This is a genomic window from Nocardia sp. NPDC019219 (assembly GCF_040632645.1).
Classification (GTDB): Bacteria; Actinomycetota; Actinomycetes; order Mycobacteriales; family Mycobacteriaceae; genus Nocardia; species Nocardia sputorum.
This window is the reverse complement of the sequence record NZ_JBEYCG010000016.1, coordinates 173,401-198,000: the sequence shown is the minus strand read 5'-3', so window position 1 is coordinate 198,000 and position 24,600 is coordinate 173,401. Positions and strand designations below refer to the sequence as shown.

At 68.8% G+C, this 24,600-nt stretch carries 17 protein-coding genes; 8 read left to right on the top strand and 9 right to left on the bottom strand.

What is annotated here, in order from left to right; translation table 11 throughout:
* The first annotated feature begins 136 nt into the window (after positions 1–136).
* On the top strand, positions 137–1,792 hold the full coding sequence (locus ABZ552_RS26615; protein WP_357440489.1) for an ABC-F family ATP-binding cassette domain-containing protein: 1,656 nt from the start codon (positions 137–139) through the stop codon (positions 1,790–1,792).
* A 74-nt stretch (positions 1,793–1,866) separates the two neighbouring features.
* Here the strand turns inward: ABZ552_RS26615 and ABZ552_RS26610 are convergent, their stop codons facing one another.
* The 6 genes from ABZ552_RS26610 to ABZ552_RS26585 form a co-directional block, all read right to left on the bottom strand.
* Positions 1,867–2,403, bottom strand: a complete 537-nt coding sequence (locus ABZ552_RS26610) for a GNAT family protein (protein ID WP_357440486.1) — start codon at positions 2,401–2,403, stop codon at positions 1,867–1,869.
* Positions 2,404–2,493: 90 nt separating this feature from the next.
* On the bottom strand, positions 2,494–3,870 hold the full coding sequence (glmM, locus tag ABZ552_RS26605) for a phosphoglucosamine mutase (RefSeq protein WP_357440484.1): 1,377 nt from the start codon (positions 3,868–3,870) through the stop codon (positions 2,494–2,496).
* Positions 3,871–4,084: 214 nt separating this feature from the next.
* A complete protein-coding gene (rpsI, locus tag ABZ552_RS26600) occupies positions 4,085–4,594 on the bottom strand; it encodes a 30S ribosomal protein S9 (RefSeq protein ID WP_159839607.1) in 510 nt (169 codons plus the stop codon).
* Positions 4,591–5,034: a 50S ribosomal protein L13 gene (gene rplM, locus ABZ552_RS26595; RefSeq protein ID WP_040864934.1), complete on the bottom strand. Its 444-nt coding sequence runs from the start codon at positions 5,032–5,034 to the stop codon at positions 4,591–4,593. Before rplM ends, rpsI begins: the two co-directional genes overlap by 4 nt.
* A gap of 174 nt (positions 5,035–5,208) precedes the next feature.
* Positions 5,209–6,897 carry a hypothetical protein gene (locus ABZ552_RS26590; protein ID WP_357440479.1) on the bottom strand — a complete coding sequence of 563 codons (1,689 nt, stop codon included), beginning with the start codon at positions 6,895–6,897 and terminating at the stop codon, positions 5,209–5,211.
* 91 nt (positions 6,898–6,988) lie between these two features.
* Complete coding sequence (locus ABZ552_RS26585) at positions 6,989–9,487, bottom strand: FHA domain-containing protein (protein WP_281875473.1); 2,499 nt, start codon at positions 9,485–9,487, stop codon at positions 6,989–6,991.
* A 107-nt stretch (positions 9,488–9,594) separates the two neighbouring features.
* On the opposite strand from ABZ552_RS26585, the gene ABZ552_RS26580 reads away from it, so the two are divergent.
* Positions 9,595–11,037, top strand: a complete 1,443-nt coding sequence (locus tag ABZ552_RS26580; RefSeq protein WP_281875474.1) for a metallopeptidase — start codon at positions 9,595–9,597, stop codon at positions 11,035–11,037.
* A 7-nt stretch (positions 11,038–11,044) separates the two neighbouring features.
* Here ABZ552_RS26580 and ABZ552_RS26575 read toward each other — a convergent pair whose 3' ends face one another.
* Positions 11,045–12,394 (bottom strand): FHA domain-containing protein, encoded by a 1,350-nt coding sequence (locus ABZ552_RS26575; RefSeq protein WP_357440475.1) that lies wholly within the window; start codon positions 12,392–12,394, stop codon positions 11,045–11,047.
* Positions 12,395–12,536: 142 nt separating this feature from the next.
* On the opposite strand from ABZ552_RS26575, the gene ABZ552_RS26570 reads away from it, so the two are divergent.
* The 6 genes from ABZ552_RS26570 (at position 12,537) to ABZ552_RS26545 (ending at position 18,964) form a co-directional block, all read left to right on the top strand.
* Positions 12,537–13,742, top strand: coding sequence for a hypothetical protein (locus ABZ552_RS26570; RefSeq protein ID WP_281875478.1), 1,206 nt, complete (start codon positions 12,537–12,539; stop codon positions 13,740–13,742).
* Positions 13,743–13,854: 112 nt separating this feature from the next.
* Positions 13,855–15,054, top strand: coding sequence for a hypothetical protein (locus ABZ552_RS26565; protein WP_281916657.1), 1,200 nt, complete (start codon positions 13,855–13,857; stop codon positions 15,052–15,054).
* A complete protein-coding gene (locus ABZ552_RS26560; protein ID WP_281875480.1) occupies positions 15,051–16,280 on the top strand; it encodes a hypothetical protein in 1,230 nt (409 codons plus the stop codon). The genes ABZ552_RS26565 and ABZ552_RS26560 overlap by 4 nt, the downstream gene beginning before the upstream one ends.
* Positions 16,281–16,362: 82 nt before the next feature.
* Positions 16,363–17,898: a protein kinase gene (locus tag ABZ552_RS26555; RefSeq protein ID WP_357440471.1), complete on the top strand. Its 1,536-nt coding sequence runs from the start codon at positions 16,363–16,365 to the stop codon at positions 17,896–17,898.
* A gap of 409 nt (positions 17,899–18,307) precedes the next feature.
* Positions 18,308–18,625 (top strand): WXG100 family type VII secretion target, encoded by a 318-nt coding sequence (locus ABZ552_RS26550; protein WP_039795679.1) that lies wholly within the window; start codon positions 18,308–18,310, stop codon positions 18,623–18,625.
* A gap of 36 nt (positions 18,626–18,661) precedes the next feature.
* Positions 18,662–18,964: a WXG100 family type VII secretion target gene (locus ABZ552_RS26545; RefSeq protein WP_039795677.1), complete on the top strand. Its 303-nt coding sequence runs from the start codon at positions 18,662–18,664 to the stop codon at positions 18,962–18,964.
* A 96-nt stretch (positions 18,965–19,060) separates the two neighbouring features.
* Here ABZ552_RS26545 and ABZ552_RS26540 read toward each other — a convergent pair whose 3' ends face one another.
* Both ABZ552_RS26540 and eccCa read right to left on the bottom strand, forming a co-directional pair.
* Positions 19,061–20,497 carry a type VII secretion-associated protein gene (locus ABZ552_RS26540; protein WP_357440468.1) on the bottom strand — a complete coding sequence of 479 codons (1,437 nt, stop codon included), beginning with the start codon at positions 20,495–20,497 and terminating at the stop codon, positions 19,061–19,063.
* Positions 20,497–24,528: a type VII secretion protein EccCa gene (gene eccCa / locus ABZ552_RS26535; protein ID WP_357440465.1), complete on the bottom strand. Its 4,032-nt coding sequence runs from the start codon at positions 24,526–24,528 to the stop codon at positions 20,497–20,499. The genes ABZ552_RS26540 and eccCa overlap by 1 nt, the downstream gene beginning before the upstream one ends.
* Between the last annotated feature and the right edge of the window lie 72 nt (positions 24,529–24,600).

Below are 24,600 nucleotides of genomic sequence, written 5' to 3'. Positions count from 1 at the left end.
TCGTTGCGGGGATCGCTACGAGTTCCACTCTGCCCGCCACCGCGGGCCCCGCCATCGGCCCGGCGGCCGATTCCGACCCTGATTTCTCCCGGGGCCGACCTCAGGGTGCAACCCCGAGCACGGCAGACTCGTGCTGGTGAGCACCACTCTGCATGCCCGCGGCCTGTCGGCCGCTCACGGTGAGCGCACGCTGTTCGCCGACCTCGACCTGACCCTCGCGCCGGGCGACGTGATCGGCCTGGTCGGCGTGAACGGCGCGGGCAAGTCGACGCTGCTGCGCATGCTCGCCGACCGGCACTCGCCGACCGGCAGCATCGCGCTCAGTCCGCCGGACGCGACGGTCGGCTATCTGGCCCAGGAGGCGCAGCGGGTGCGCGGCGAGACCGTCTTCGAATTCCTCGGGCGCCGGACCGGTGTCACCGAGGCGCAGCGAGCGATGGACGCCGCGGCCGAGCGCCTCGCCGAAGGTGGGCCGGACGAATACTCCCCCGCGCTGGAACGCTGGCTCGCCCTCGGTGGCGCGGACCTGGACCAGCGCGCCCACGAGATCGCCGCCGATCTGGGCCTCGCGGACAGTCTGCCGAGCGGCCTGGACACCCCGATGACCGGTTTGTCCGGTGGCCAGGCCGCCCGCGCCGGGCTGGCCTCGGTCCTGCTGTCGCGGTTCGACATCCTGCTGCTGGACGAGCCGACCAACGACCTGGATCTGGACGGGCTGGCCCGGCTGGAGCAGTTCGTCGCCGGCGTGCGGGTGCCGCTGATGGTGATCAGCCACGACCGGGAGTTCCTGGCGCGCACGGTGAATCGCATCGTGGAATTGGATCTCGCGCAGCAGCAGGTCGGCTGGTACGACGGCGGTTACGAGGCGTACCTGATGGAGCGCGAGATCGCCCGCAGGCACGCGCGCGAAGCCTACGAGGAGTACGCCGACACGAAAGCGGGCTTGGAGGCCCGCGCCCAGATGCAGCGCAACTGGCTCGAACACGGCGTCCGCAACGCACGCCGCAAGGCGCGTGATCCCAGGAAGCTGGACTCGGACAAGGCGGGCCGCAAGATGCGCGCCGAATCCACCGAGAAGCAGGCGGCCAAGGCCAGGCAGACCCAGCGCCGCATCGAACGGCTGGAGGTGGTGGAGGAGCCGCGCAAGGAATGGGAGCTGCGTATGAGCATCGCCGTGGCCCCGCGCAGCGGCTCGGTGGTGGCGACACTGTCCCAGGCGCGGGTGACCCGGGGCGACTTCACGCTCGGCCCGATCACCACCCAGGTCGACTGGGCGGACCGCATCGTGCTCACCGGCGCGAACGGCTCGGGAAAGTCCACGCTGCTGGCGCTGTTACTGGGAAAACTGCGGCCCGACAGCGGAACCGCGAGCCTGGGCTCCGGCGTCCGGATCGGCGAGGTCGACCAGGCGCGCGGACTGTTCCGCGGACCCGTCGCACTGGCCGACACTTTCGGCGCCGAACTCCCGGAGTGGCCGGAGGCGGACACTCGCACCCTGCTGGCGAAATTCGGCTTGCGCGGCCCGCACGTGCAGCGCCCGTGCGACACCCTTTCCCCCGGCGAACGCACCCGCGCCGCGCTCGCCCTGCTCCAGGCCCGCGGAGTGAACCTGCTCGTGCTGGACGAGCCGACCAACCACCTGGACCTCCCCGCCATCGAACAACTGGAGCAGGCCGTCGAATCCTTCACGGGCACACTGATACTCGTCACCCACGACCGCCGCATGCTCGACACGGTCCGAGCGACCCGGCGTTGGCACATGAACGCGGGCGTACTCACCGAAACCCACTGACCACAACTGTGGCAACCCGGCCGGTTGCAGTCCGAGGTGGCCCAAAGATCCGGCATCCGGCCGCTCTCACAAGATCAGGGCAGCAGTGCGTAGATGTACATGTCGCGGGGCTCGCCGCCGACCTTCTCCCATCGGCGCAGCAGCCCTTCCCGTTGGTATCCGGCTCCTTCGGCGGCTCGCCAGGATCCTTCGTTCGCGGGTTCCACGAACAGCTCGAGCCGGGAGATCTCGTCGTGGACGGCGGCCCAGGAACTGAGGACGCGCAGTGCACGGGTCGCGTACCCGTGGCGTCTATAGCGCTGAAGAACCCAGTACCCGACCGAGGCTCTGCCGTGGTGGATATTCCGACGCCATAGCCCGATCTGACCCACGGCGGTATCGGTGGCGGGGTCGGTGATGGCGAATGACCATCCCTCGCCGGTGATCGCTCGTCGGTGCTGACGTTGAATGAATGCGCGCGCATCGCGGTGATCACCGTGGGCGACTACGGTGGTGTTCAAGGGAATCGTCGGGTCCTGCCCGGCCTCGACGACGCTGCCCGCGTCGGCGTCTGCGAAGGGACGCAACCGCGTCTGCTCGCCCTCCAGTTCGGGCACTGTCAAAATCGTCATGACCTCGACTCAACGCGCGAGAGCGGTAAGGCGCAAACAAGTTTCGAGTGTGACCGCGTATCCGCCGTCCGCGCCGAAGGCGCGACCGAACTACACAGCCGCGACCCGCTTGGCCAGGTCGTCCGCCAGCTGGCGTGCCTGGGCCGGGTCGGTGGCTTCCACCATCACCCGCACCAGTTCTTCGGTGCCGCTCGGCCGCAGCAGCACTCGCCCGGAGTCACCGAGTACTCGCTCCGCCTCCAGCACCGCGTCCCGGATCTCGGGGGCGCGCGCCACCACGGATTTGTCGCTGACCGGCACGTTCACCAGGATCTGCGGCACGGTCCGCAGTACTGCGGCCAGGTCGGCCAGGGTGCGCCGGGACTGCGCCATCCGCGCCATCAGGCGCAAGCCGGTGAGGATGCCGTCGCCGGTGGTGCCGTATCGCGGGAACACCACGTGCCCCGACTGCTCGCCGCCGAGGGTGTAGCCGCCGCGCCGCAATTCCTCGAGCACGTAGCGGTCGCCGACGGCCGTGGTGCGCGTGGTGATTCCCGCCGCGCGCATGGCGATGTGCAGGCCGAGGTTGCTCATCACGGTGGCGACCAAGGTGTCGTGGGCCAGCTCGCCCGCCTCATGCATGGCGAGCGCGAGGATCGCGAGGATCGCGTCGCCGTCGACCACATTGCCGTAGGCGTCGACGGCCAGGCAGCGGTCGGCGTCGCCGTCGTGCGCGAGACCGAGATCGGCGCCGTGCTCCACCACCGCGGCCCGCACCTGGTCCAGATGGGTCGAGCCGCAGCCGTCGTTGATGTTCAGCCCGTCGGGCTCGGCGTTGATCGCGATCACCGTCGCCCCCGCCTCGCGGTAGGCGGCGGGCCCCACCTCGGCGGCGGCGCCGTGCGCGCAGTCGACCACGACGGTCAGCCCGGACAGGTCCTGACCGGTCGCCTCGACCAGGTGTTCCACATAGCGTTCGTGGGTGCCCGCGAGGCTGTACTGATCCGGGACGGTCAGCCCTTGATCGCGCGCGCCCGCCGCGTTGCGCACCCGTCCGATGCTCGCGCCGGTCGGGCGGAACGGCGACTCGGCGGCTATCAGCGCCTCGATCCGGTCCTCGATCGCGTCATCGAGTTTGTGCCCGCCCGCGGCGAAGATCTTGATCCCGTTGTCGGGCATCGGATTGTGCGAGGCGGAGATCATCACGCCGAGACACGCGTCGTACAAACCGGTGAGATAGGCGACCGCAGGCGTCGGCAGCACCCCCACCGACAGCACATCCACGCCCGCCGCGGTCAGCCCCGCGGTCACGGCGGCCTCGAGCATCTCCCCGCTGGCGCGGGGATCGCGGCCGACCACCGCGAGCGCACGCTTCTTGCCCCGGCTCAGGATCTGCGCGGCCGCACCGGACACGCGCAGCGCCAGCTCCGGACTCAGCGACTCGTTGGCAAGCCCGCGGACTCCGTCGGTGCCGAACAACCGTCCCATACCTCGCCCCTCTTGGTGATCTGTGGCGTGGGCGTCGGCCCGGGAGGCACCGGCCCGTGCACCACGAAGGCCCCGCGAACGCCCTGTCTTCATACAGCGCGAGAGCAGGCGACCAGCTGTTCGCTGGGAGCCTGCTCTCGTACAGCTGCCGCGTCGACCGTACCGCGTCCGGCACCGCGAGGATGCCGGACGCGGAAGGTCGACGTTGCCGATATCAGCGCTTCGAGTACTGCGGCGCCTTACGCGCCTTCTTCAGACCGTACTTCTTGCGCTCGGTGGCGCGCGGGTCACGGGTCAGGAAGCCGGCCCGCTTGAGGGCGGGACGATCCTCCGGGGTGACCTCGATCAGCGCGCGGGCGATGGCCAGCCGCAGGGCGCCTGCCTGGCCGGACGGGCCGCCGCCGACCAGGCGGGCGTGCACGTCGAAGGACTCGGTGCGCTCGACCGTCACCAGCGGCGACTTGACCAGCTGCTGGTGCACCTTGTTCGGGAAGTAGTCCTCGATGGTGCGGCCGTTCAGCACGAAGTTGCCGGAGCCGGGCAGCAGGCGCACGCGCACGACGGCCTCCTTACGGCGGCCGACGGTCTGCACCGGGCGGTCGATCACGACCGGGGTGTAAGACGCCGAGACCTCGGAGTCCTCGTAGCCCGCACCGTCCTCGACAGCCTCGGCAGCGTCGAATTCCTCGACGTAGTCCTCGTTGAATTCCTCGGGAGCGGTCACTGGGCCACCTGCTTGATCTCGAACGGAATGGGCTGCTGGGCGGCGTGCGGGTGCGTCGGACCCGCGTACACCTTCAGCTTGCCCGCGATCGCGTTGCCGAGCTTGTTCTTCGGGATCATGCCCTTGACGGCCTTCTCCACGAGGCGGTCGGGACGGGTCTCCAACACCTGACCGACAGTCCGCGACTTGAGGCCGCCCGGGTGCCCGGAGTGGTGGTGGATCAGCTTGTCCTGCCGCTTGTTGCCGCTGATGGCGACCTTGTCGGCATTGATGATGATGACGAAATCGCCACCATCGACGTGCGGGGCGTAGGTCGGCTTCGTCTTGCCACGCAGCAGATTCGCTGCCTGGACGGCGAGACGGCCGAGCACTACGTCAGTGGCGTCGATGACGTACCACTTACGGGTCACGTCACCCGCCTTGGGGCTGTACGTAGGCACAGTGCTTCCCTGTCTGTCGTCGGTGTTGCCGGCCAGGCGTGCGGTCGAGGTGTTCCCGGCGGCCGGTGGAGACCCGAGCCTCGGTGGACGTCCGGGCGATCCACAGGGTTCGACCGGGCGTTCCACACGCCGACGAGCCACGATACCAGTGGGGTATCGCGGGAAGAAATCGCGTCAGGTCTCGATCGGGGGTCCGAAGTCGATCGCGCCGGGCGGTCCGGGGATCAGGTAGCGCAAGGTGTCGGCGTCCGGCCGTCCGCACTCCGCGGAGCTCTCCTGCGCTTCCCGCTGGTCACCGCGTGCGGTGGTGACGCCTGGTTTGGGCCGCGTGATCGCGTAGGGAGCAGTTGGACACGCGACCGGCTCGGCCTCGCCCGCCTGTTCGGCGACGACCGATCCCGCGTCGAGGACGACCGGCTGCGCCGTCGGCTGCACCGAGTGATTACCGGACGGCAGCGCGACCACGGCCAGCGCCATCGCCCCCACGACGGTATTGGCGCCGAACAAGTTGCCCTTCATCTTGTTCCAGAGTTTGCCTTTGCGGTGCCGCTCCTCGTCCTCGGACTCCGGGCCTTGGTCCTGCCATGCGCCCTGGCGTGGTGGACCGGGGTAGGACTGCTGTTCCGCCGCTCCCGGGTAGGGCGGCCGCGGCCCGAGCGGCGGCACCGGCCCACCGGGCGGCCCGGACGGCGGACCGGTTCGATCCTCGGGTGCGCTCGGCGGCCGTGTGAAGCGGCTGCCCAGTTCGGCGAGGTTCGGCGGGAGACCGCGCGGCACTTCGTCGCGCCCGATCCTGGTCGTCTCCTCATCGGGCTGGGTGGGGTAGCCCGGCCCGTATTGGACGCCGGGCACCGGGCGCACCGGCGGCTGCTCCGGGTGGCGCGGCCCCGCGTCCGCCGGTTGCGGCGGCGCTGCTTGCGGCGGCGGCGCGTACTCGGCCTGCGGCCGGGCGTCCACCGGGCGCTGCGGAGCGGGCACAGGTTCGACATGCCCGCCCGCGGGCTCCGGCTCACCCGCCTCCGTGTCGCTCACCAGCAGGTGCGCCGCGCCCAGGACGAGCGCGTGCATCGGATGGTCGGCCACATGCAGCCGGTGTCCGAGATGGTTCTGGAAGGCCAGGCGCAACGCGTCGTTGAAGCGCACGTTGCCCGACAGCAGGACCGTCGAGGTGTCCGCGCCGATCGAACGGGCGGCCGCCATCACCTCGATCACGACGTCGTCCGCCGACCGGGCATCCCGCATGGCCTCCGCGTCCACCGGGACGTCCACCGACTCGGTGGGCTGCTCGTCGTCGCCGTGCACCGCGACCACCAGCATGCTGCGGCCGTCGGAGTACACCCCCGTCGCGCCGATGCCGTGCGGCCTGGCCCGGTCCGGCGGGTGCACCAGCCCGAGCGCGCGGACGTAACCGGACAACGCCACGCTCTCCGGCAGCGGCTCCACCACGACGTCGAGCTGTTCCACCATCGACGCGTAGATCTCGACCTTCTCGTCCGGCCAGTTGTCCGGGAAGGGCAACGCCACCAGGTCCGGCTTGCCGCGCAAGTGCTTGCCGATCTCCGCGAGCGGGTTGTACATGCGCGCACGGAAGACCAACTCGGCGGGCCAAGTCGCGCCCGCGACCACGATCTGCGGATGACCCAGGATGTCGCGCACGTCGGCGATCGCCATCCCGAGATCCGGCCGGTTGCGTTCCACGCCCGCCGTGTGCAGCCGGCCCGACGAATCCGCCAGCAGATAGGCCGGCGGCGTCCACATCCCCTCCACCTGTACCGGCCGGATGGGAACGCCACCGCCGCCGGCTGCCACGGACACCACATCCCAGCCGAGATGCACTGCCCCTACTCGCACCGTCACAGGCATAAGTGTGCCCGGTTCGCGGCCGAGATGCTCGTCGTCACCCGTTCGGCGCCGCCTCCGCGCCGCGGGGCGCCCGTGATCCGTGCCAACCGCGTCACGCGGACGACTTCTTCAGACGCAACCGGCGCCAGGTGAGGATCGCCAGCACCAAGGTGATCAGCAACAGCACGCCGACGTCCAGCGCCCAGATCTCCGGCTTCTGCTGCCAGAGCGTGTCGGGCTGCGCGTTGAGGAACAGTTCGCGAATGTTCACCGTCGACGCGCCGGCCGCGTACCCCCACCGGGCCGGGAACAGCCAGGACACCTGCTCGAGCACCACCCGGCCGGTGACCGGGATCAGGCCGCCCGCCATCACCAGCTGGCACATGATGGCCACCACCAGCAGCGGCATCACCTGCTCGTTCGACTTCGCCAGCGACGACAACAGCAGGCCGACGACCACACAGCAGATCGCGGTCAGCGCGATATCGATGTACAGCTCCGCGCTGCCGGAGGCCAGCACCGCTCCTTCGCCCGGGCGCTTCTTGCCCGCGAGCACGATGCCGACCAGGACCGCCGACTGCAGCAGCGCGGTGAAACTGAAGACGGCGATCTTCGCCATCAGATACGCCGAGGGCAGCAGCCCCACCGCGCGTTCGCGATGGAAGATCGTCCGTTCCCCGACCAGATCGCGCACGGTGAGCGTGGAGCCCATGAAACAGGCGCCCAGAATCAGCACCACCAGCAGCTGTTGTGTCTCACTGCCGCCCTCGGGCACGAATGTGCCATCCGGTAGCGCTTTCAGCGCGCCGCGCTGGAAACCGTTCTTCCCCGGCACCACCAGCGACAGCCCGCCGAGGATGAACGGCAGGAGCACCAGGAACGTCAGATAACCGCGATCGGCCAGGATCAGCCGGACCTGCCTGCGCGCCAGCGTCGAGAACTGCTTGCCGCGACTGGATTGCGGCGGACTGCCCGCGGGCCCGTACGGCTGGACAGGCGGCGGGGGTGGCGGCGCGAACGCCTGCCGGGAGCGATAGGCGGCGAAGGCCTGATCCGGGTTGGCCGCGACATTGGCGAAGATCTCCGCCCAATCGCTGGTACCGAGCGCCGCGCCGACACCGGCCGGGTTGCCGCAGTAGGCGGTCTTGCCGCCGGGGGCGAGCAGCAGTACCTGATCGCACATGTCCAGGTGCGCCACCGAGTGGGTCACCACGATCACCACGCGGCCCGCGTCGGCCAGTTCCCGCAGCATCACCATGACCTGCCGGTCCAGTGCCGGGTCCAGGCCCGAGGTCGGTTCGTCCAGGATGAGCAGCGAGGGACCGGTCAGCAGTTCCAGCGCCACCGAAGCCCGCTTGCGCTGACCGCCGGACAGCCGGTCGACCCTGGTGTCGGCGTGCTCGGTGAGCGAAAGCTCTTGCAGCACACCGTCGATGACCTTCTGCCGGTCCTGCTTGCTGTTGTCCCTCGGCAGCCGCAGCTCGGCCGCGAAACCGAGCGCCTGGCGCACCGTGAGCTGGCGGTGCAGCACGTCGTCCTGCGGCACCATGCCGATGCGGGACCGCAGCGCCTCGTACTCGGCGTGCAGATTGCGCCCCTCGAAGGTGACCACGCCGCCCGAAGGCCGGGTGGTGCCCGCGATCAGGCGCGACAGCGTCGACTTGCCCGCGCCGGAGGGACCGATCAGCGCGGTGAGCGTCCCGCGGCTGGCCGACATGTTCACGTCGACGAGCAGCTGCTTGTTGCCCTCGACGGTGAAACCGACCCCGTGCACCGCCAGACCCTGCTCGGCGACCGGCTTCTGCCGGTGCACCAGCGCGCCCTGCTGCACGACGAAGTCGACGTTGCCGATGGTGATGATGTCCCGCTCGCGCAGCACCGCCCGTTGCTGGCGGTGCCCGTTGACGAACGTGCCGTTCGCCGAGCCGAGGTCCTCGATGGTCAGGCCCTCGGCGGAGGAGATCAGGCGGGCATGTTTGCGGGAGGCCAGCGGATCGTTGACGACGATCTGGTTGTCGGTGGTGCGGCCGATGCTCAGGCCGGTCTGGGGGATCCGGTCACCGCGGGCGATGGGCGCCGTGCTCGCCCTGGCCCGGACCGGCGGCATGTTCGACGTATCCGCCCTGGTCGTCATGTTGATGTTCAGCGCGGGCGCGGGCGCGTCCTGCGGCGGCGGATATGGCGGCCGCTGGAACTGCTGCGCGGGCCGCCGGACCGCGTGCGGCGGCGGACCGGGCGGCGGAGCCGGTTGGGGGGCCGGTTGCGGCGGGCGCACGGAAGGCCGTTGCGGTGGTTGCGGGTTCGCGGGCAGCAGGTGCAACAGCGGGCCGCTGATCGCGTCACCCAGCCGGACCTGCGTGGGACGGTCGATCGACACCGGCTGGGTCAGCCTGCGTGCGTCGACGAACACCCCGTTGGTGCTTCTGTTGTCGGTCAACACCCAGGCGCTGCCCTGCCAGGCCAGCGTCGCGTGCACACGCGAAACGAGCGGGCTGTCGACGAACAGCGTCACCTCCGGCGCGCGGCCCATCGTGACCTGCTGGCTCGAATCGAATACTCGTTCGTTTCCATCATGGCGCACGGTGATGGTCTGCGCCCCCGGTGAAGACATGCAGCGGATACTATTCCATCACCCGGACATCGGCGGTGCCCCCGATGCGCCATATGCCCCGATCCGGCCACCGATGTGAACGCTTTACCGGCCGACGAGGGGGAGCCTTGCCGAGAGTCCGAGCGAGCGCGCTGGTTGCGGCGCTGCTCAGCATTCTGGTGCTGGCCGGGGGCTGCATCCGAGTGGTCGACGGCAGGGCCGTCTCCGTCTACGACGATCCGTTCAAGGTCGCCGGACTTCCCACCACCAGCGGTCCGAGCGGTCCGCGCACCGGCGTCCCGGATAGCACGCTGACCGCGACCAACGGCGACGGCGGCGCCGTGGACACGCTGGCGCTCAACGCCGTCGACGACATCCAGACCTACTGGCGCGGCGAGTTCGGCAAGGAGTTCCAGGGCGAGTTCAAGCCGGTCGAGAAGCTGCTGTCCTGGAGCGCGAAAGCCGGGCGCGCGGAGTCGGTCGAGTTCTGCAAGGAGACCACCTACCGCTTGGTGAACGCCGCCTACTGCCGGCTGGACAATTCCATCGGCTGGGACAGATCGGTGCTGCTTCCCACCATGGAGGAGACCTTCGGGAAGATGTCCGTGGTGATGGTGCTCGCGCACGAGTACGGGCACGCGGTGCAGACCATGGCCAAGATCGTCGCTCCGAAAACCCCGGTGATCGTCAAGGAACAGCAGGCGGATTGCTTCGCGGGCGCGTTCATGCGCCACGTGGCCGAGGGCAAAGCCGAGCACTTCACGATCAACACCTCCGACGGCCTCAACACGGTGCTCGCGGCTACCGTCGCCATCCGTGACTCCGACCCCGACGACCCGGAGAGCGTGCACGGCTCCGCCTTCGAACGGGTCACCGCGGTGCAGATCGGTTTCACCGACGGCCCCAAGGGATGCAAGGGCATCGATCAGGACGAGATCGACCAGCGCCGCGCCAATCTGCCGCAGAGTTTCAGCGACGACACCGGCCGCGGCGAGTACCCGATCACGAAGGAAACCCTGATCGAACTCACCAAGGCCCTCCGAGCGATTCTGCCGATCGACGACGAGCCGACCTACGACTACTCCCAGGCGAAGATCGAATGCCGCGACGGCGTGGTCACCGAACCGGTGTCGTATTGCCCGGCGAAGAACACGATCGCCACGGATATTCCCGCGCTCGCGGAGCGGGGTATGTCCAGCTCCGCGGACGACCCGTTGCCGCTCAAGGTGACCGGCGACTACAACGGCTACGTCGTGTTCATCTCCCGCTATACCCTGGCGGTCCAGCAGAACCGCGGTGAGAGCCTGGTGGGAGCCAAGACCGGACTGCGCGCGGCTTGTCTGTCCGGAGTGGTCACCGGCAAGCTCGCCGAATCCGGGCGGCCGGTCAGTCAGGGCGATATCAAACTCGCGGCGGGCGATCTCGACGAGGCGGTCTCGGGCCTGCTCACCGACGGCTTGGCGGCGAGCGACGCCCAAGGCAAGACCGTGCCCAGCGGTTTCTCCCGGGTCGAGGCGTTTCGCGCCGGGGTCCTGAACGGCGAGAGTGTCTGCGCCGCCCGCTATTCGTGACGCGGGTTCAGCGGCCGAACGGCGGCGGGGCGGCCAGTTCGAAGCGCAGGACGCGGTTGCCGAGCATGATCTCGGTGCCGGGCATGAGCACCATGGACTGGTGCGGCGCCAAGCGCGCCCAGTCCCGATAGCCCGGCAGACGGGTGCGGGTGCCGTTGGTCGAACCGCAGTCCACCACCGTCACATCCCAGTTCACCAGCCGGATTTCGGCGTGGGCCCGGGACATGCCGCCGGAGGCGTCGTCGACGCGCAGCGGGACGAGTCCGCTCTCCGCGGCGGGCGAACGCTCCGGATCGCGCCCGATCACCGCGTCCGCGGCGAGCATGTAGGTCATGCCGTCGTCGAGGATCAGCATGCCCAGCGGCGGGCGGACCACTTCGATCAGCGCCTGGGTCTGGTCGACCGGCATACCGCAGACGGTGCAGAACGCCGCCCGCGGATCACTGGGATGGGCGCGCGCGCATTTGAACCCCATGACCTTGACGGTCAGCGCGGTCGCCTTGGCCGTCGCCTCCAGCCTGCGTTGCAGGCCCGGGTCGGGTCGCGGCGCGGGATTGGTGCCGCCCAGCTGGGTGGGGGCGTGGTGCGGATCGATCGGCGTCTGCTCGGCCTCCGCGTCGAGCATGGCGGTGGACGGTGCGGTCGGGTACCGCGGCGGCCCGGCCACGGGCTGCGGTTGCGGCGCAGGCCGCTCCCGACGTACCGACTCGGTGGGCGGGTCGGGTTCGACGCGCGCCGTCGGCAGCGGCGGCGTCTCCGGGCGGCGATGCGCACCCGCGGCACGGGGATCCCCGCCGTTCGTCGGCGCACTCGTGCGGGAACCTTCCGACCATACGATCGCGCCACCCGCCTGGGCGACGCCCTCGACCAGCCGGCCGATGCCGCGCTCGGGTGGCAGATCGGGAACGCGGCCTTTCGCGTCGTCGACGAACAACGCCACCGCCCGCGCGGGCACCGGCGCGACCCGATCCACGGTGAAAGCCGCGTCGCTGCCGCGGTATCGCTCGACCCCGCCGTCACCGCCCAGCACGGCGGTGACCGCCCCGTGCAGGAAGATCGCCACGCCCCCGTTCTCGGCGGCGGAGAGGATGCCGAAGTCGATCGGTTCGCCGGGGCTGATCTGCTCGGCATGTTTCATCAGCCAGCGCGTCGCCTGCCGCGCCACCAGGGCGCCGGGGCCGCCCGGCTCGCGAGCGGTCGCGTCCCGCACCAGTTCGGCCAGCGATTCCAGCGCGGCGAAGGCGGGCGAGTCCGGCGACGGCCTGCCGGGCTTGCGGTGCGCGACGACGACGACCGCGCCCGCGACCGCGGCCACGGCGTGGCTGCCTACGACGACCTCGACCTGCCGATCCTTCACCGGTATCGGCCTCCACCGGAGGTGCAGTGCAAGGTCGTCGCCACACCGACAAGGGTATGGCAAGACGAACGGCATCGGTCCCCCTCCCCGGCGTCCGTCGGGTAACTTCAGTGTCAGCAACGGGAGGAACGAGGGGCCTGAGATGGTTCGGACGCAACGCATCGCGCTCACCGCGTCTTGCCTGGCACTGGCAGGGATGCTGGCCGGTTGCGCCGGCGTGCAGGGAACGCCGACGGCGGGCGAGATCGATGTGCGCACGCTGGAAGTCGGCACCTATCCCATCGACAAGCACGAGTACAAGCAGGATGCCGCGGGCAAAGGCGCGCTGCTGGAAGGCATGCGGATGTCGGACGCGGTGGTCCCCACCGTGCGCATCGACCCCGTGCTGAAGGTCGGTCGCGGCAGCACCGTCGTCGCCGACGCCGAGCAGGCGCTCGACTTCGTCGCCAAGGTGTCCAGGCCGGTCTTCGACAACCGCAAGCTGGTTGTGGGATACGCCGCCAGCGGCGCCGACCGCCCCGACCCCACCGGCCAGTCCAACCCGGCGCCGGAGGCCACCGCGGTCACCAACGCCGTGTTCCGCTTCCCCGACGAGGCCACCGCGAAGCTCGCCGCACGCGAACTCGAGGATGTCGACATCGCCGTCTCGCCGGACAACCGCAAACTGTCCTCGACGAAGTATCCCGACGCCTACATCCACTGGCGGCCGGGCGTTCCCAATGTCGGCGCCTTCATGGCGCACAAGGAATTCGTCATCTCCTTGTTCATCCAGCGCCCCAAGGCGGACGGCGACGACCTGGTGAAGTGGGTCGACAAGACGTTGGCCGCCCAGGTCGCGCAGCTGGACAAGTTCACCCCGACACCGGTGGAGAAGCTCGACACCCTGAAGACCGACCCGGACGACCTGCTCGCCCGCGTCGCGGTCGCCGACCGCAAGAACCGCGCGCCCGACCCGGCGACCTTCGCCGTCTACGGCGGCTACCACACCGTGCACCGCGCCGACGACGAATCCGTTCACCTGCGCCTGATCGAGGACACCGGCGTGGACCACATCGGCCTGCTGGACGACAGCTATGTCGCTCGCACCCGCGACGCGGCGGCGGCGCAGAAGCTGGTCTCCGGCCTGTTGGAGAGCGAAGGCGGGCACTACGATTCGCTGGGCGCGCCCAAAGACGTCCCCGGTGCCAAGTGCTTGCAGCTCAACAGCAAAGGCGACCCGGATCGGGAGTACAAGTTCCGCTGCTACGTCGCGTACAAGAGGTACGTCGGAGTCGTCACCAGTGATAAGGAACCGGACGTACGGCAGAAGGTCGCCGCGGAGTATGCGCTGTTGGCGAACAGTTTCTGAGATCAGCGGCGGTTGACCCCCGGCGCTCGCGCGAGCCTGGGTCGCGGGTGCGCCGAAGTAGGATCCGGCGCAACTACCGCAGTCAGGGGAGGGAAGAGTGCAGCACGGCGCGATGTCGAAACCGATTCGGACCGCTTGTGCCCTGGTGCTGGCCGGTGCCGTCGCCTTGGTCGGCGGCGCGTGCGGCGGCCCGGAGGCCGAGCAGAAAGAGCCCACGCAGCCCATCGATCTCGCGCAGCTCGACGTGGGCAATTACGCGACGACCCCGCGCGCGCTGGGAACAGCGAAGAATCCCGAGCAGGCGCGCATGATCGAGGCGGAGCGGCTGGCGAACTTCGTCCCGCTGCCCGCGGACATCGATCCCGCGTTCGTCTCCGCGAATCCGTCCATCGCCAAGGTGTTCATCGATCCGAAGGGTTCGCTCGGACGGATCATGGACGTCTCCCGGTTCGCCGAGGCCGCGCCGGATTTCGTCGCCGGGTTCCTCAGCAGCGCGGGCAACGCCCCGGACAACCGCGGAACCGACCTGGTCAACGCCGTGATGATCTTCCCGGACGAGCAGAAGGCGGCCGCAGCCGCGGCGGCGCTCGAACGGGTCGACTTCGAGGCCAACAACCGGAACACGCCGGTGCAGATTCCGAAGTATCCCGCCGCGCACGCCCATTGGCAGCCACAGGACCAATCGATCGGGTCGTGGTTCGCCACCGGCAAATTCGTCGTCTACACCTGGGTCTTCGACTACGTGAAGAACTACCTGGAGAAAGTCGACCTGCCCGAGTTGCTCAGGATGGTCGAGAAGAGCCTCGACGCTGTCGTCCCCGCGATCGGCCGGTTCACCCCGACCCCCGTCGACCAGCTGATGACGGCGCAGATCGATATGGACGGCATGCTCAACCGAGCCCTGCCGCGGCCCAGGGAAGATTCCTGGATCGATCCGCCGGGGGCGTACACCGGCAACGGCGCGCTGCACTTCACCACCGATTCGGCCGAGGACCGCAGAATCATCGAAGCGGCGGGCGTGGATCGGTACGCCACCGACGGGACCGACCTGTTCCGCGCGCGCGACGCCGCCGCCGCGATACAGCTGCGCGAACAGCGCGGCGGGCTGACGAAGAAGTTCCGCGGCGCCGAGTCGCCGAAAGGCCTGCCGGTCGCGCACTGCAAGGAGTACATCGGCAACAAGACGGTGGTCGTCCGGTTCTATTGCTCGGTGACCTACGACCGCTACGCGGCATTCGCCTGGTCACATCAGCTGCTCGACGCACAGCAACGCATCTCCGCCCAGTACGCATTGTTGGTGAACGCCGCATGAGAACATTCCGCACCGCAGCCACCGCCCTCGCCTGCACGGTCGCCGCCGCGATCCTCGCCGGCTGTGGTTCGACGCTGGCGGGCACCGCGCAGCCGGGTGAGATCGACATCCGCCGTCTGGATGTCGGCAACTACCCCACCGAACCGCCGAACGCGCACGACGACGACTATCAGCCGCTGTTCATCGATATGGGGAAGGTCGCCGCGATGCGGCTGGCCGATCACGTCGCGTCGGCATACGACATCGATCCGAGAATGAAATACAGCTGGACGCCTTCCAGCATCAGCAAAGGGACACTGCCCGGCGAACTCGGGCGCCCGGAAGTCCTGGAGCCGATCGCGGAACGCCACCGGATGATGTTCGGGTTCCACACCAACGGCTCGGATCAGGACGTCAGCCTGCTCGCCTCGGGATGGCCGACCAAGCCGCGGCCCAATTCCACGACGGTCGGCACGATCGTCATGCAGTTCCCCGACCCGGACCGCGCCCGGCAAGCCGCCGCCGAGTTCTTCGACGCCGATTTCGGCGGCTACCGCGACCAGAACGAGCCGGTCCCGCTGCCGCGGCAGCCGCAGGCGCGAGCGCACTGGCGTCCCGGTTCGCCCTTCCTGCGTGCGATACTCGCGCACGGCTCCTACGTGGTGGCATTCCTGGTCTCGGCCAACGCACCCGACCGCGACGCCCTCGTCGCCCTCGCGGAAAAGGCGTTCGACGTCCAGCTGCCGTTGCTCGACCAGCTGCCTCCGCTGACCGAAGAGGAGATGCTGCGCTTGCCCTGGGACCCCGACCACCTGCTGAGCCGCACGCTGAATCCGGCCAAGGTCCAGTCCCCCAGCTACGACGATTCGAACGCCCTGCTCGGGCTGCGCGGCATCATGCAATACGCCGAAGACCGTGAGTACGCGAAACAGCGTTTCACGGCGATGGGAGCCGAGAAATTCGCGGTCTCCGGCGGCACGCTGGTGATCCGCACCGCGAATGCGGAGAAGGCGCGTCGGGTTGTCGCGGAGCGGATCACCCCCACGGTGGTGGCGGGCCCGGCCGAGCCGCCGCAGCATGTGCCCGATTCGGCATGTGTGGAGAATCGGTCCGGACTTTTCGACGACAGACGATTCACCTGTGTCGTCGCCTACAAAGAATATGTCGGATTCGTCGCGGCGAATCAACTGCTGGACGCTCAGCAACGCGCTGCCGCACAGTATTCCATTTTCGCGAACAGCCGATAATGCCGCAGTTTCGCCGCGAATCGGGTCGAGTATGCTGCGTGGCGAACGCCAGCGGCCCGCGTGGAGTCAGGAGATCGTGAAGATGGCGATGAGCCCCGGGACCATCGTCGGCGGGTACCGCATCATCCGCGTGCTCGGCGCGGGCGGCATGGGCACGGTGTATCTGGCCAAACATCCCAGCCTGCCCAGAACCGACGCGTTGAAGGTGCTCGGCGGTGAACTCAGTCGCGACTACGAGTTCCGCACCCGTTTCGAGCGAGAGGCGAATCTCGCCGCCGGACTCGACCATCCGAACATCGTCTCGGTCTACAACCGCGGCGAAGAACAAGGCCAGTTGTGGATCGCCATGCAATACGTGGACGGCACCGACGCCTCCGCCGAACTGGCTCGCGACCCGCACGCCATGAATCCGTTGCGCGCCCTGCGCATTACCACCGAGGTCGGCAAGGGCCTCGATTACGCGCATCGCAAGGGCCTGCTGCATCGCGACGTCAAACCGGCGAATTTCCTGTTGTCCTCGCCTGCCGAAGGTGAAGAAGAACGCGTCCTTCTCACGGATTTCGGCGTCGCCAAAGCCAACGACGACACCACCGAACTCACGCAGACCGGCAGTTTCGTCGCCACCATCGCCTACGCCCCGCCCGAGCAGCTCACCGGCAGCCCGCTCGATCACCGCGCCGACGTCTACAGCCTCGCCTGCTCGTTCTTCAAACTGCTCACCGGACGCAACCCCTACCCGGGAACGCAACCCGCGCTGGTGATGATGGGGCATCTCCACGAGCCGCCGCCGCTGGCCACCGCGGTCAACCCCGGCCTGCCGCCGGCCATCGACCACGTCTTCGCCCGTGCCTTGGCGAAGGACCCGGCCGAACGTTTCTACAGCTGCCGTGAATTCACCGACGCGGCGGCCGGCGCGCTCACTCCCGGCTACAACCCTGTCGCCACGCACACCTCGCCTACCTATCCGATCCAGGTCTTCGACCCGCGGCCGGCGACCGATCCGCGCGTCGCCATCTCCGGGCAGGGCAGCGCCCCCGCACCGAGCGCGCGCAAGAACTGGCTGCTCGCCGCGGCCGCGGGCATCGTGACCGTCGCGCTCGCCGCGGGCATCGGGATCTGGGCGCTGAACCGGGAGGAGGCCGCACCGGGGCCCGCGGTCGCCACGCCGAGCAGCACGGCCGCTCTGTCTCCGCTGGAGCGGGCACGCACGGACAATCCGGTGTTCCGGGGCAAGACCATCACGATGGTGGACGTGCCGCGCAGCTCGCAGGTCTCGATCTTTCTGAGCGGCACCCCGCAGACCAAGTTCCTGGAAGATCTCGGGTTCGTCTACAACTTCAACTACGCACGTCAGGGTGACGAGGCCTCGCCGCGGGAGCTGACCGGAAGCACCCGGCTCGAGGTCGCGGCGGACGGCTACGTGCTGGCCGTGCGCAGCGACGAAAAGGCCGGTGGCGGTGGGCTGCTGGGTCTTCCGTACCAGGTGGCGGGCACCCGGGCCACAGTGATTCCGCTGGACGATCCCGCAGCCGTCGCCGCGCTCCGCAATTGGAATGAGTCGTCCGAGCAGACTTTGCTCGACCGTCTTGTGCCGGTGCTGCGCAATCGCGTGAAGTAATACGGCCCGTTCGCTGAATCCAAGCGTTCGTGGGCTTTTCGAGTTCCGAGACCATCGGCTCTCGCCATTCTGCTGGTAGCGGCGGACTTATGCGTTCGGTAAGGTGTACCGCAGCCAGCCCACTCGCCGATCATTACAGCAGCGAGCAGGGGGAAGGAGGGGAGCCGAGCGCTGGCGTTACAAGTCATGCGGACCCGGATCGCATCGTGGTCTTCCGAGCAGGCCCGCATCGCGGCCGCCGAAATCACGGACGAGCCGGGCCGAGGGGCGCAGGGCCCTGATCCCGTGGGGCGATGCCGAACTTTCTCGAGTCGGATGGAACCGATCAGACCCGCACCGCGTCCAATCAGATGTACAGGCCAACTGAGGCTTCCGCCGTTGGCCGAGACGGGAACCGAAAGGAGCCGAAATGGCAGGACAGCTCGAAGCGAGCGAAGAGGCGATCTCGAAGTTTGTGGACAACTGCCGGCAGCGGCACCAGGATCTGCAGACCGCGATCACCGCACTGAACAGCAAGTCGGATCAGACGACCGCCACCTGGAGCGGTGCGGCCCGTCAGGCGTTCGACACCTTCATGGACAGCTACTTCGCTCAGGCGCGGAAGCTGAACGACCAGCTGGATCAGACGTCGGACAAACTCGCCCACGCCGGACGGAAGTTCGCCGATCAGGACCAGCAGTTCGCCCAGCAGGTGGCCGCGCAGGCCTCCAGCCTGGACCTTCCCTGATCCGATAGCCGCACCACAGACAACAAGGAGCTCCTCATGGTAGCCAATGATCCCGGTCGGATTGCCTCAAACTTCGGCGAGGTCGAGGCGGGCGCCCAGGCCATCGTGGCCGAGGCGCGCAGCGTCATGACCATGCTCGAAGATTTCCACAAGCAGGTCACCGATTTCGTGACCAACTACTGGAAGGGTGACGCGAACGACGCGTTCGCCTCGCTGCAGGCCCAGTGGAACACCCAGGTCACCCAGCTGAACACCACGCTGGAAAGCGCGGGCAAGCTGGTCAGCAGCGGCAACTCCGACCTGCAGGGCACCGACACCGCGCTGGCGGGCCTCTTCTGAGATCCCGTCTCGGCTGATTCGAGCCCCCGGTACGTCGGTGCCGGGGGCTCGAATCATCTTGTACTACAGCAACCCTAGATGCGGACGCACCGCACATCATGGGACGACGCGGACCGTGTCTCCGAAGTGTGAGCACGGAGCCTCCAACTGCCCCCACTCGTCTCCCGCATACTGACAACCGATGCTGACCTGAATCCCGAACTCCAGTAGGACGTGCCATCGTACGGTTGATCCGTCCCCCGGATGTTCCACATAGGCCAGGCCGGAACGGCCACCGAACATGACGTCGCGTCTCAAGTCGGTCAGCACCCCGGAGGGGCGCTGCGCGATCTGCGCCTCCAGCTTCGTGGCCACCTGCTCATAGCTGGACGACGCCGTCAGTGGGGACTGCATGATCGTGATGCGTTGCCGCGCAGCGGCTTCGGGCACCAGATCGACGCGGGCACGCCCACTGTCCGGCGATGCGGCAACGCGCCAGCCAGGAGGAATCCGAAACCGGATGCGACCGAATGCTTCCGGGTCCGTCGCAGCCGGCGGGGGGATCGGCGGGGGCACGGCACTCATCGATGGCATTTCGGTATCGGGGGCCGCCGCGGAAACGCTGTCCCGGCGACCGGACAAGGTGACCGCCCCGACCACCAGCAGAGCGACGACCACCACCGCGGCGATCGCGGCGATGGCGAAACGCACGTTGTCACGCCGGGGCTGCTGGGCAGCGGCGCGCGCCCGAAGCGGTTGCATCCACTCCGTGGCCGCGGCCTGCACCTCGCGTCGATCGCTCGGCTCGAGCCGACGGCCGCGGACGAGATCGGCTCCGGCGACTGGACGCAACTCGACATCGGCGCCTACGGTCTGGTCGATCGCCGCACGGACCAAGTCCAATTTCGCCGAGTCGGCGATACTCACCACCTGCACGAGGTCGATCGATCCGCTGTCCTGTACCCGTGCGATCAGCCGGCACAAATCGGCGAACCCCGTTGACTCCGCGGTGATCTCCGCCAGCGCGAGCGTCGGCTCGTGCTCACAGGACTCGATGTGCACGCCGCGATGGCTCCGGATCACCGCGGATGCCGTGGTGGCGAGGGTGCCGAATTCCAGTACCAGCGTGCGTCGGCTGTGGCTGGTGCCTTCGTCCGACGCGACCGAGCGCACCGCGATGTCCTCGAAAAGGACCTCCGCGGCGTGGCGGCGCGCCGCCTGTTCGAGCACACCGCGACGGCGGGCGCCCCATTCGGTGGGACAGATCAACGTCATCCGGGCACACGGGGACGCGACGCGGAGGTGCTCGAGCACACTCGCGAACACGGCGCCCATCGCGTCCACCACCGAAGGGGTGCGCGGCGGCAGGGCTATGGCATCGGCGGGCACGAACTGGACCGCCGAGCCGACCTGGGCCTGCGGATTCGGCGGCTGGCCCACGACGAGATCGAAACCATTGCTGCTCAGCACGATCGTGGGCGGCGCGTCCCAGTGCGTGTCGGCGCCGCGGGCCCAGACCCGCGCCTCGGTGATGACGAGCTCGACCTCGGACATCAGGGCGACGGCATCCACGCCGTCTGCACCAGGCCCTCCATGTTCCGGGTGACGTAGGTGCCGCGGCCCGGTGGCATCGGGCTCGGCCGCTTGGTGCCCATCAGGACGCCCTCGTCCTTGCTGCAGCTCAGGATCAAGCCCGCCGAACCCAGGTCTCGCATCCTGGCCAACGTCGCTTCGAACATCGCCCTGCTGGCACCGCCGGAACGCCGCGCGATGATCACGTGGAAGCCGAGGTCGCGCGCGTGGGGCAGGTGTTCGAGCAGTGCCTGGACCGGGTTGCCCGCGGACGTGGCGACCAGGTCGTAGTCATCGACGATGACGTACAGTTCCGGGCCGCTCCACCACGAGCGATCCCGCAACTGCTGCGGCGTGACATCCGGGCCCGGGGTGCGCTTGCCGACGTACGCGGCCAGGTCGTTCATGTTCTGCGTGAACTGCGGCGCCGTGGAGCCGTAGCCCGCGAGGTACCCCTCCGGGACGAGGCCGAGCATGCTGCGCCGGTAGTCGCCGATGATGAAGCGGGCCTGATCGGGGGTGTTCGACGCGGCGATGCCCTCGATCAGCGACCGCAACAGCGTCGTCTTTCCCGATTCGGTATCGCCGATGACGATGAAGTGGGGGCTCTCCACGAAGTCGATGTAGACCGGGGCGAGCTCGGATTCGTTGATGCCGAACGGGATGCGCAGGCATTTCGTGTTCGGGTCGACCTGCGACGGCCAATCGCCCGCCAGATACAGCAGTTGCTCGCGCGGAAGCTGCTCGGGCAGCATGCGCACCTGCGGCGCAGGCCGGCCCGGCGTCAGCCTGGCGATGGTGGCGACCGCGTCCGCGACCGCCTGGGTGAGGGTGGTCGGATCGGAGTTGCCGTCGATGCGGGGCAGACCGGTGAGCATGTGCAGGCACTCGGGAGTCATACCGCGGCCCGGCCGACCCTGCGGAACCAGCGAGGCGAACTTGCGTCCCAGATCGGAGTCCATCGGATCGCCGAGGCGCAGCTCGATCCTGGTGCCGATCTGGTCCTTGAGCGCGGGCCGCGCCTCCGCCCAGCGATTCAGCGCGATGACCACGTGCACGCCGTAGGACAGACCCTGCACGGCGAGATTCATGATGGTCTGCTCGAGCATCTCGAAGTCCTGGCGGATCGAGCTGAAGCCGTCGATCACCAGGAACACGTCGCCGAACGGATCCTCGTGCACTCCGGCGGCGCCCGGGCTGCTCGCCGGGTCCATCGCCCGCAGCCTGCGGAAGTCGGTCATCGACTCGATGCCGAGCTGCCGGAAACGCGCCTCGCGCTGCCGGACGATGGTGGTCATCTCCGCGATGGTGCGCCGGACCTGGTCCTCGTCCAACCTGCTCGCGACCGAGCCGACGTGCGGCAGCCCCTGCAGGCTCGCCAGGGTGCCGCCACCGAAGTCGAGGCAGTAGAACTGCACCTGTTCGGCGGTGTGCGTCAACGACATCGCCATGATGAGCGTGCGCAGCGCGGTCGATTTCCCGGACTGCGGGCCGCCGACGATCGCGACATTGCCCCGGGCGCCGGACAGGTCGATGACCATCGGGTCGCGGCGCTGATCGTAGGGCCGGTCGACGATCCCGATCGGCGCACGCAGCGAGGACACCGCGGAGTACTCGCCGGTGAGGATGGAGCGCGGCAGGAGCTGGTCGAGCGTCGGCGCCTCGTCCAGCGGCGGCAGCCAGATCTCGTGCGCTGGACGGCCGTAGCCGCGGATCCGGGAGACCAGCATGTTCAGGTTGGACAGCTGCTCGCCGTCCTCGTCCTGTTCCGGCTCCAGGCTCGGCTCGGGCGGCAGCGGAACGCGGTCCGCGGCGCGGAAGTCGACATGGGTCGCGGTGAACGGCCGTGCCCGGACATCGATCTCGCCGGACTGCGTGGCCACGGTCATGTCGCGCTGCGAGCCGCCGCCGACGTACGCGCCGGAGACATAGGAAGCCTGGAAGCGCTGGATCTCGCCGGAATCCGCCTTCAGATAGCCGCCGCCGGGGTTGTTCGGCAGGTTGTAGGCGTCGGGCACACCGAGCACCTGGCGAGACTCGTTGGCGGAGAACGTCTTCAGGCCGATGCGGTAGGACAGGTGGGCCTCCAGGCCCTTCAGCTTGCCTTCTTCCAGGCGCTGCGAGGCGAGCAGCAGATGCACGTGCAGCGAGCGGCCGAGGCGGCCGATCATGACGAACAGCTCGGCGAAATCCGGGTGCTGCGTGAGCAGTTCGGAGAACTCGTCGAGCACCACGAACAAGGCGGGCAGCGGATCCAGGTCGGCGCCCGCGGCCCTGGCCTTCTCGTACTCGGAGACGTTGGCGAAGTTGCCCGCCGCGCGCAGCACTTCCTGGCGGCGGTTCATCTCGCCGGCCAGGGCGTCCTTCATGCGGTCGACCAGATCGGCCTCTTCCTCCAGGTTGGTGATGACGGCCGCGACGTGCGGAACCCCTTCCAGGCCCAGGAACGTCGCGCCGCCCTTGAAGTCGACCAGCACCAGGTTCAGCTGGTCGGGCGAGTGTGTGGCCAGCAGGCTGAGCACCAGGGTGCGCAGGAACTCCGACTTGCCGGAGCCGGTGGCGCCGATGCAGAGGCCGTGCGGGCCCATGCCGTTCTCAGCCGCCTCCTTGATATCCAGTTCCACCGGAAGGCCGTCGGCGCCCACGCCGAACGGGACGCGCAGGCGTTCCCGTCCGTAGCGCGGCCGCCAGGCGTGCTCCGGGTTGAACGTGCCGATGTCGCCGAGGCCCATCAGCTGCGCCCAGGTCGAGATCACCTCGGAGTCGTCGGTTTCCACGTCGCTGCTGCGCTGCGTGGCCGCGCGATAGGGCGCGAGCCTGCGCGCGACCTGCTGCGCCTGCTCCGGGCTGATCCGGTCGATCAGCGCGAACCGCTCCTGATTGCCGGTGGCACCGCGGCCGACGCATTCGCCGTTCTCGACGATCATCTTGATCCCGCGCGACACCGCCAGGCGCGGCGCGTAACCGCACAGGTCGATGATGGTGACGCCCTCGTAGCCGGACTCACGCAGCTGATCGTCCTCGGCCTCGAGCAGGCCGCCGTCGACCACGATGACGATGTGCACCATGTTGGCGTTGGCGGGCTGGTTGCGCGAGTACCGGACCCGGTTGCCGAGCAACGGATGCAACCCCGCCATGGCCTCCCGGATCGAGCCGTAGAACATGCGCTGGGTCCCGATGCCGTCCTGCGTATCGGGGTGCTGGGTGTGCGGGAGCCACTTGGTCCACTCCCACTCCGGCGCCGTATCCGGCCCGCAGACAACCGCGACGAGCACCTGGTCCGGCGCCTGGAACATGCACAGCTGCACCAGCATCGCGCGGGTCATGTCGCGCGCTTGGCCGCGGTCGCCGTCCAGCGCGATGGTGGCGAAACCCTTGACCGCGATGGCGGTCGGCAGGTCGGGCACGGTGGAATGGGCGCGCACGAAGCGGCGCAGCGAGACGGCGGCGATCGGCTCGAGTTCTTCGACCGGGCCGGTCTCCGGGGCGACCAGCCTGGTGGCCAGGCGCTGCCCGCCGAGACCGATGCGGGCGTGGCAGAAGTCCTTGTCCCCCGCGCGGCGTTCCCACATGCGGCTGGTGCCCGCGAGCATCCAGACCAGGCCCGGCTCCGGGTGGCTCCATTCGACGGAAGCGCGCTGCTGCGCAGCGGTCTCGTTGACGTCCTTGCGGACCTGATCGAGGTAACGCAGGTAGTCCTTGCGGTCCTCGTTGGCCTCGGCGGCCTTCTGCCCCTTGCCCCCGCCCTGCCCGGCGAACATGCCGACCATGGAGAACAGCATCATGAGCGGGAACATCATGCTCATGGGGTTCGAGGCGATACCCCCACCCTGGGTGAACAGCAGGGCCATCATGCCGACCATGCCGATCACCATCACGACCGGCATCAGCTTGAGCACCAGGTTTCCCGGTGTGACCCGGGGGATTTCGGGCGGGGGCTGCAGCGTGACCTCGCCGCCGGGCGTTCGAGGCATCTCGCGGCGCGCACGGCGCTGGAAGCGGACAGTGCTCATCGACGAGATTCCCCCTTCGGCCAGCTGTGATCCGGCCTCAGTGTAGAGGTCACAGCCGACATGTCGTACAGT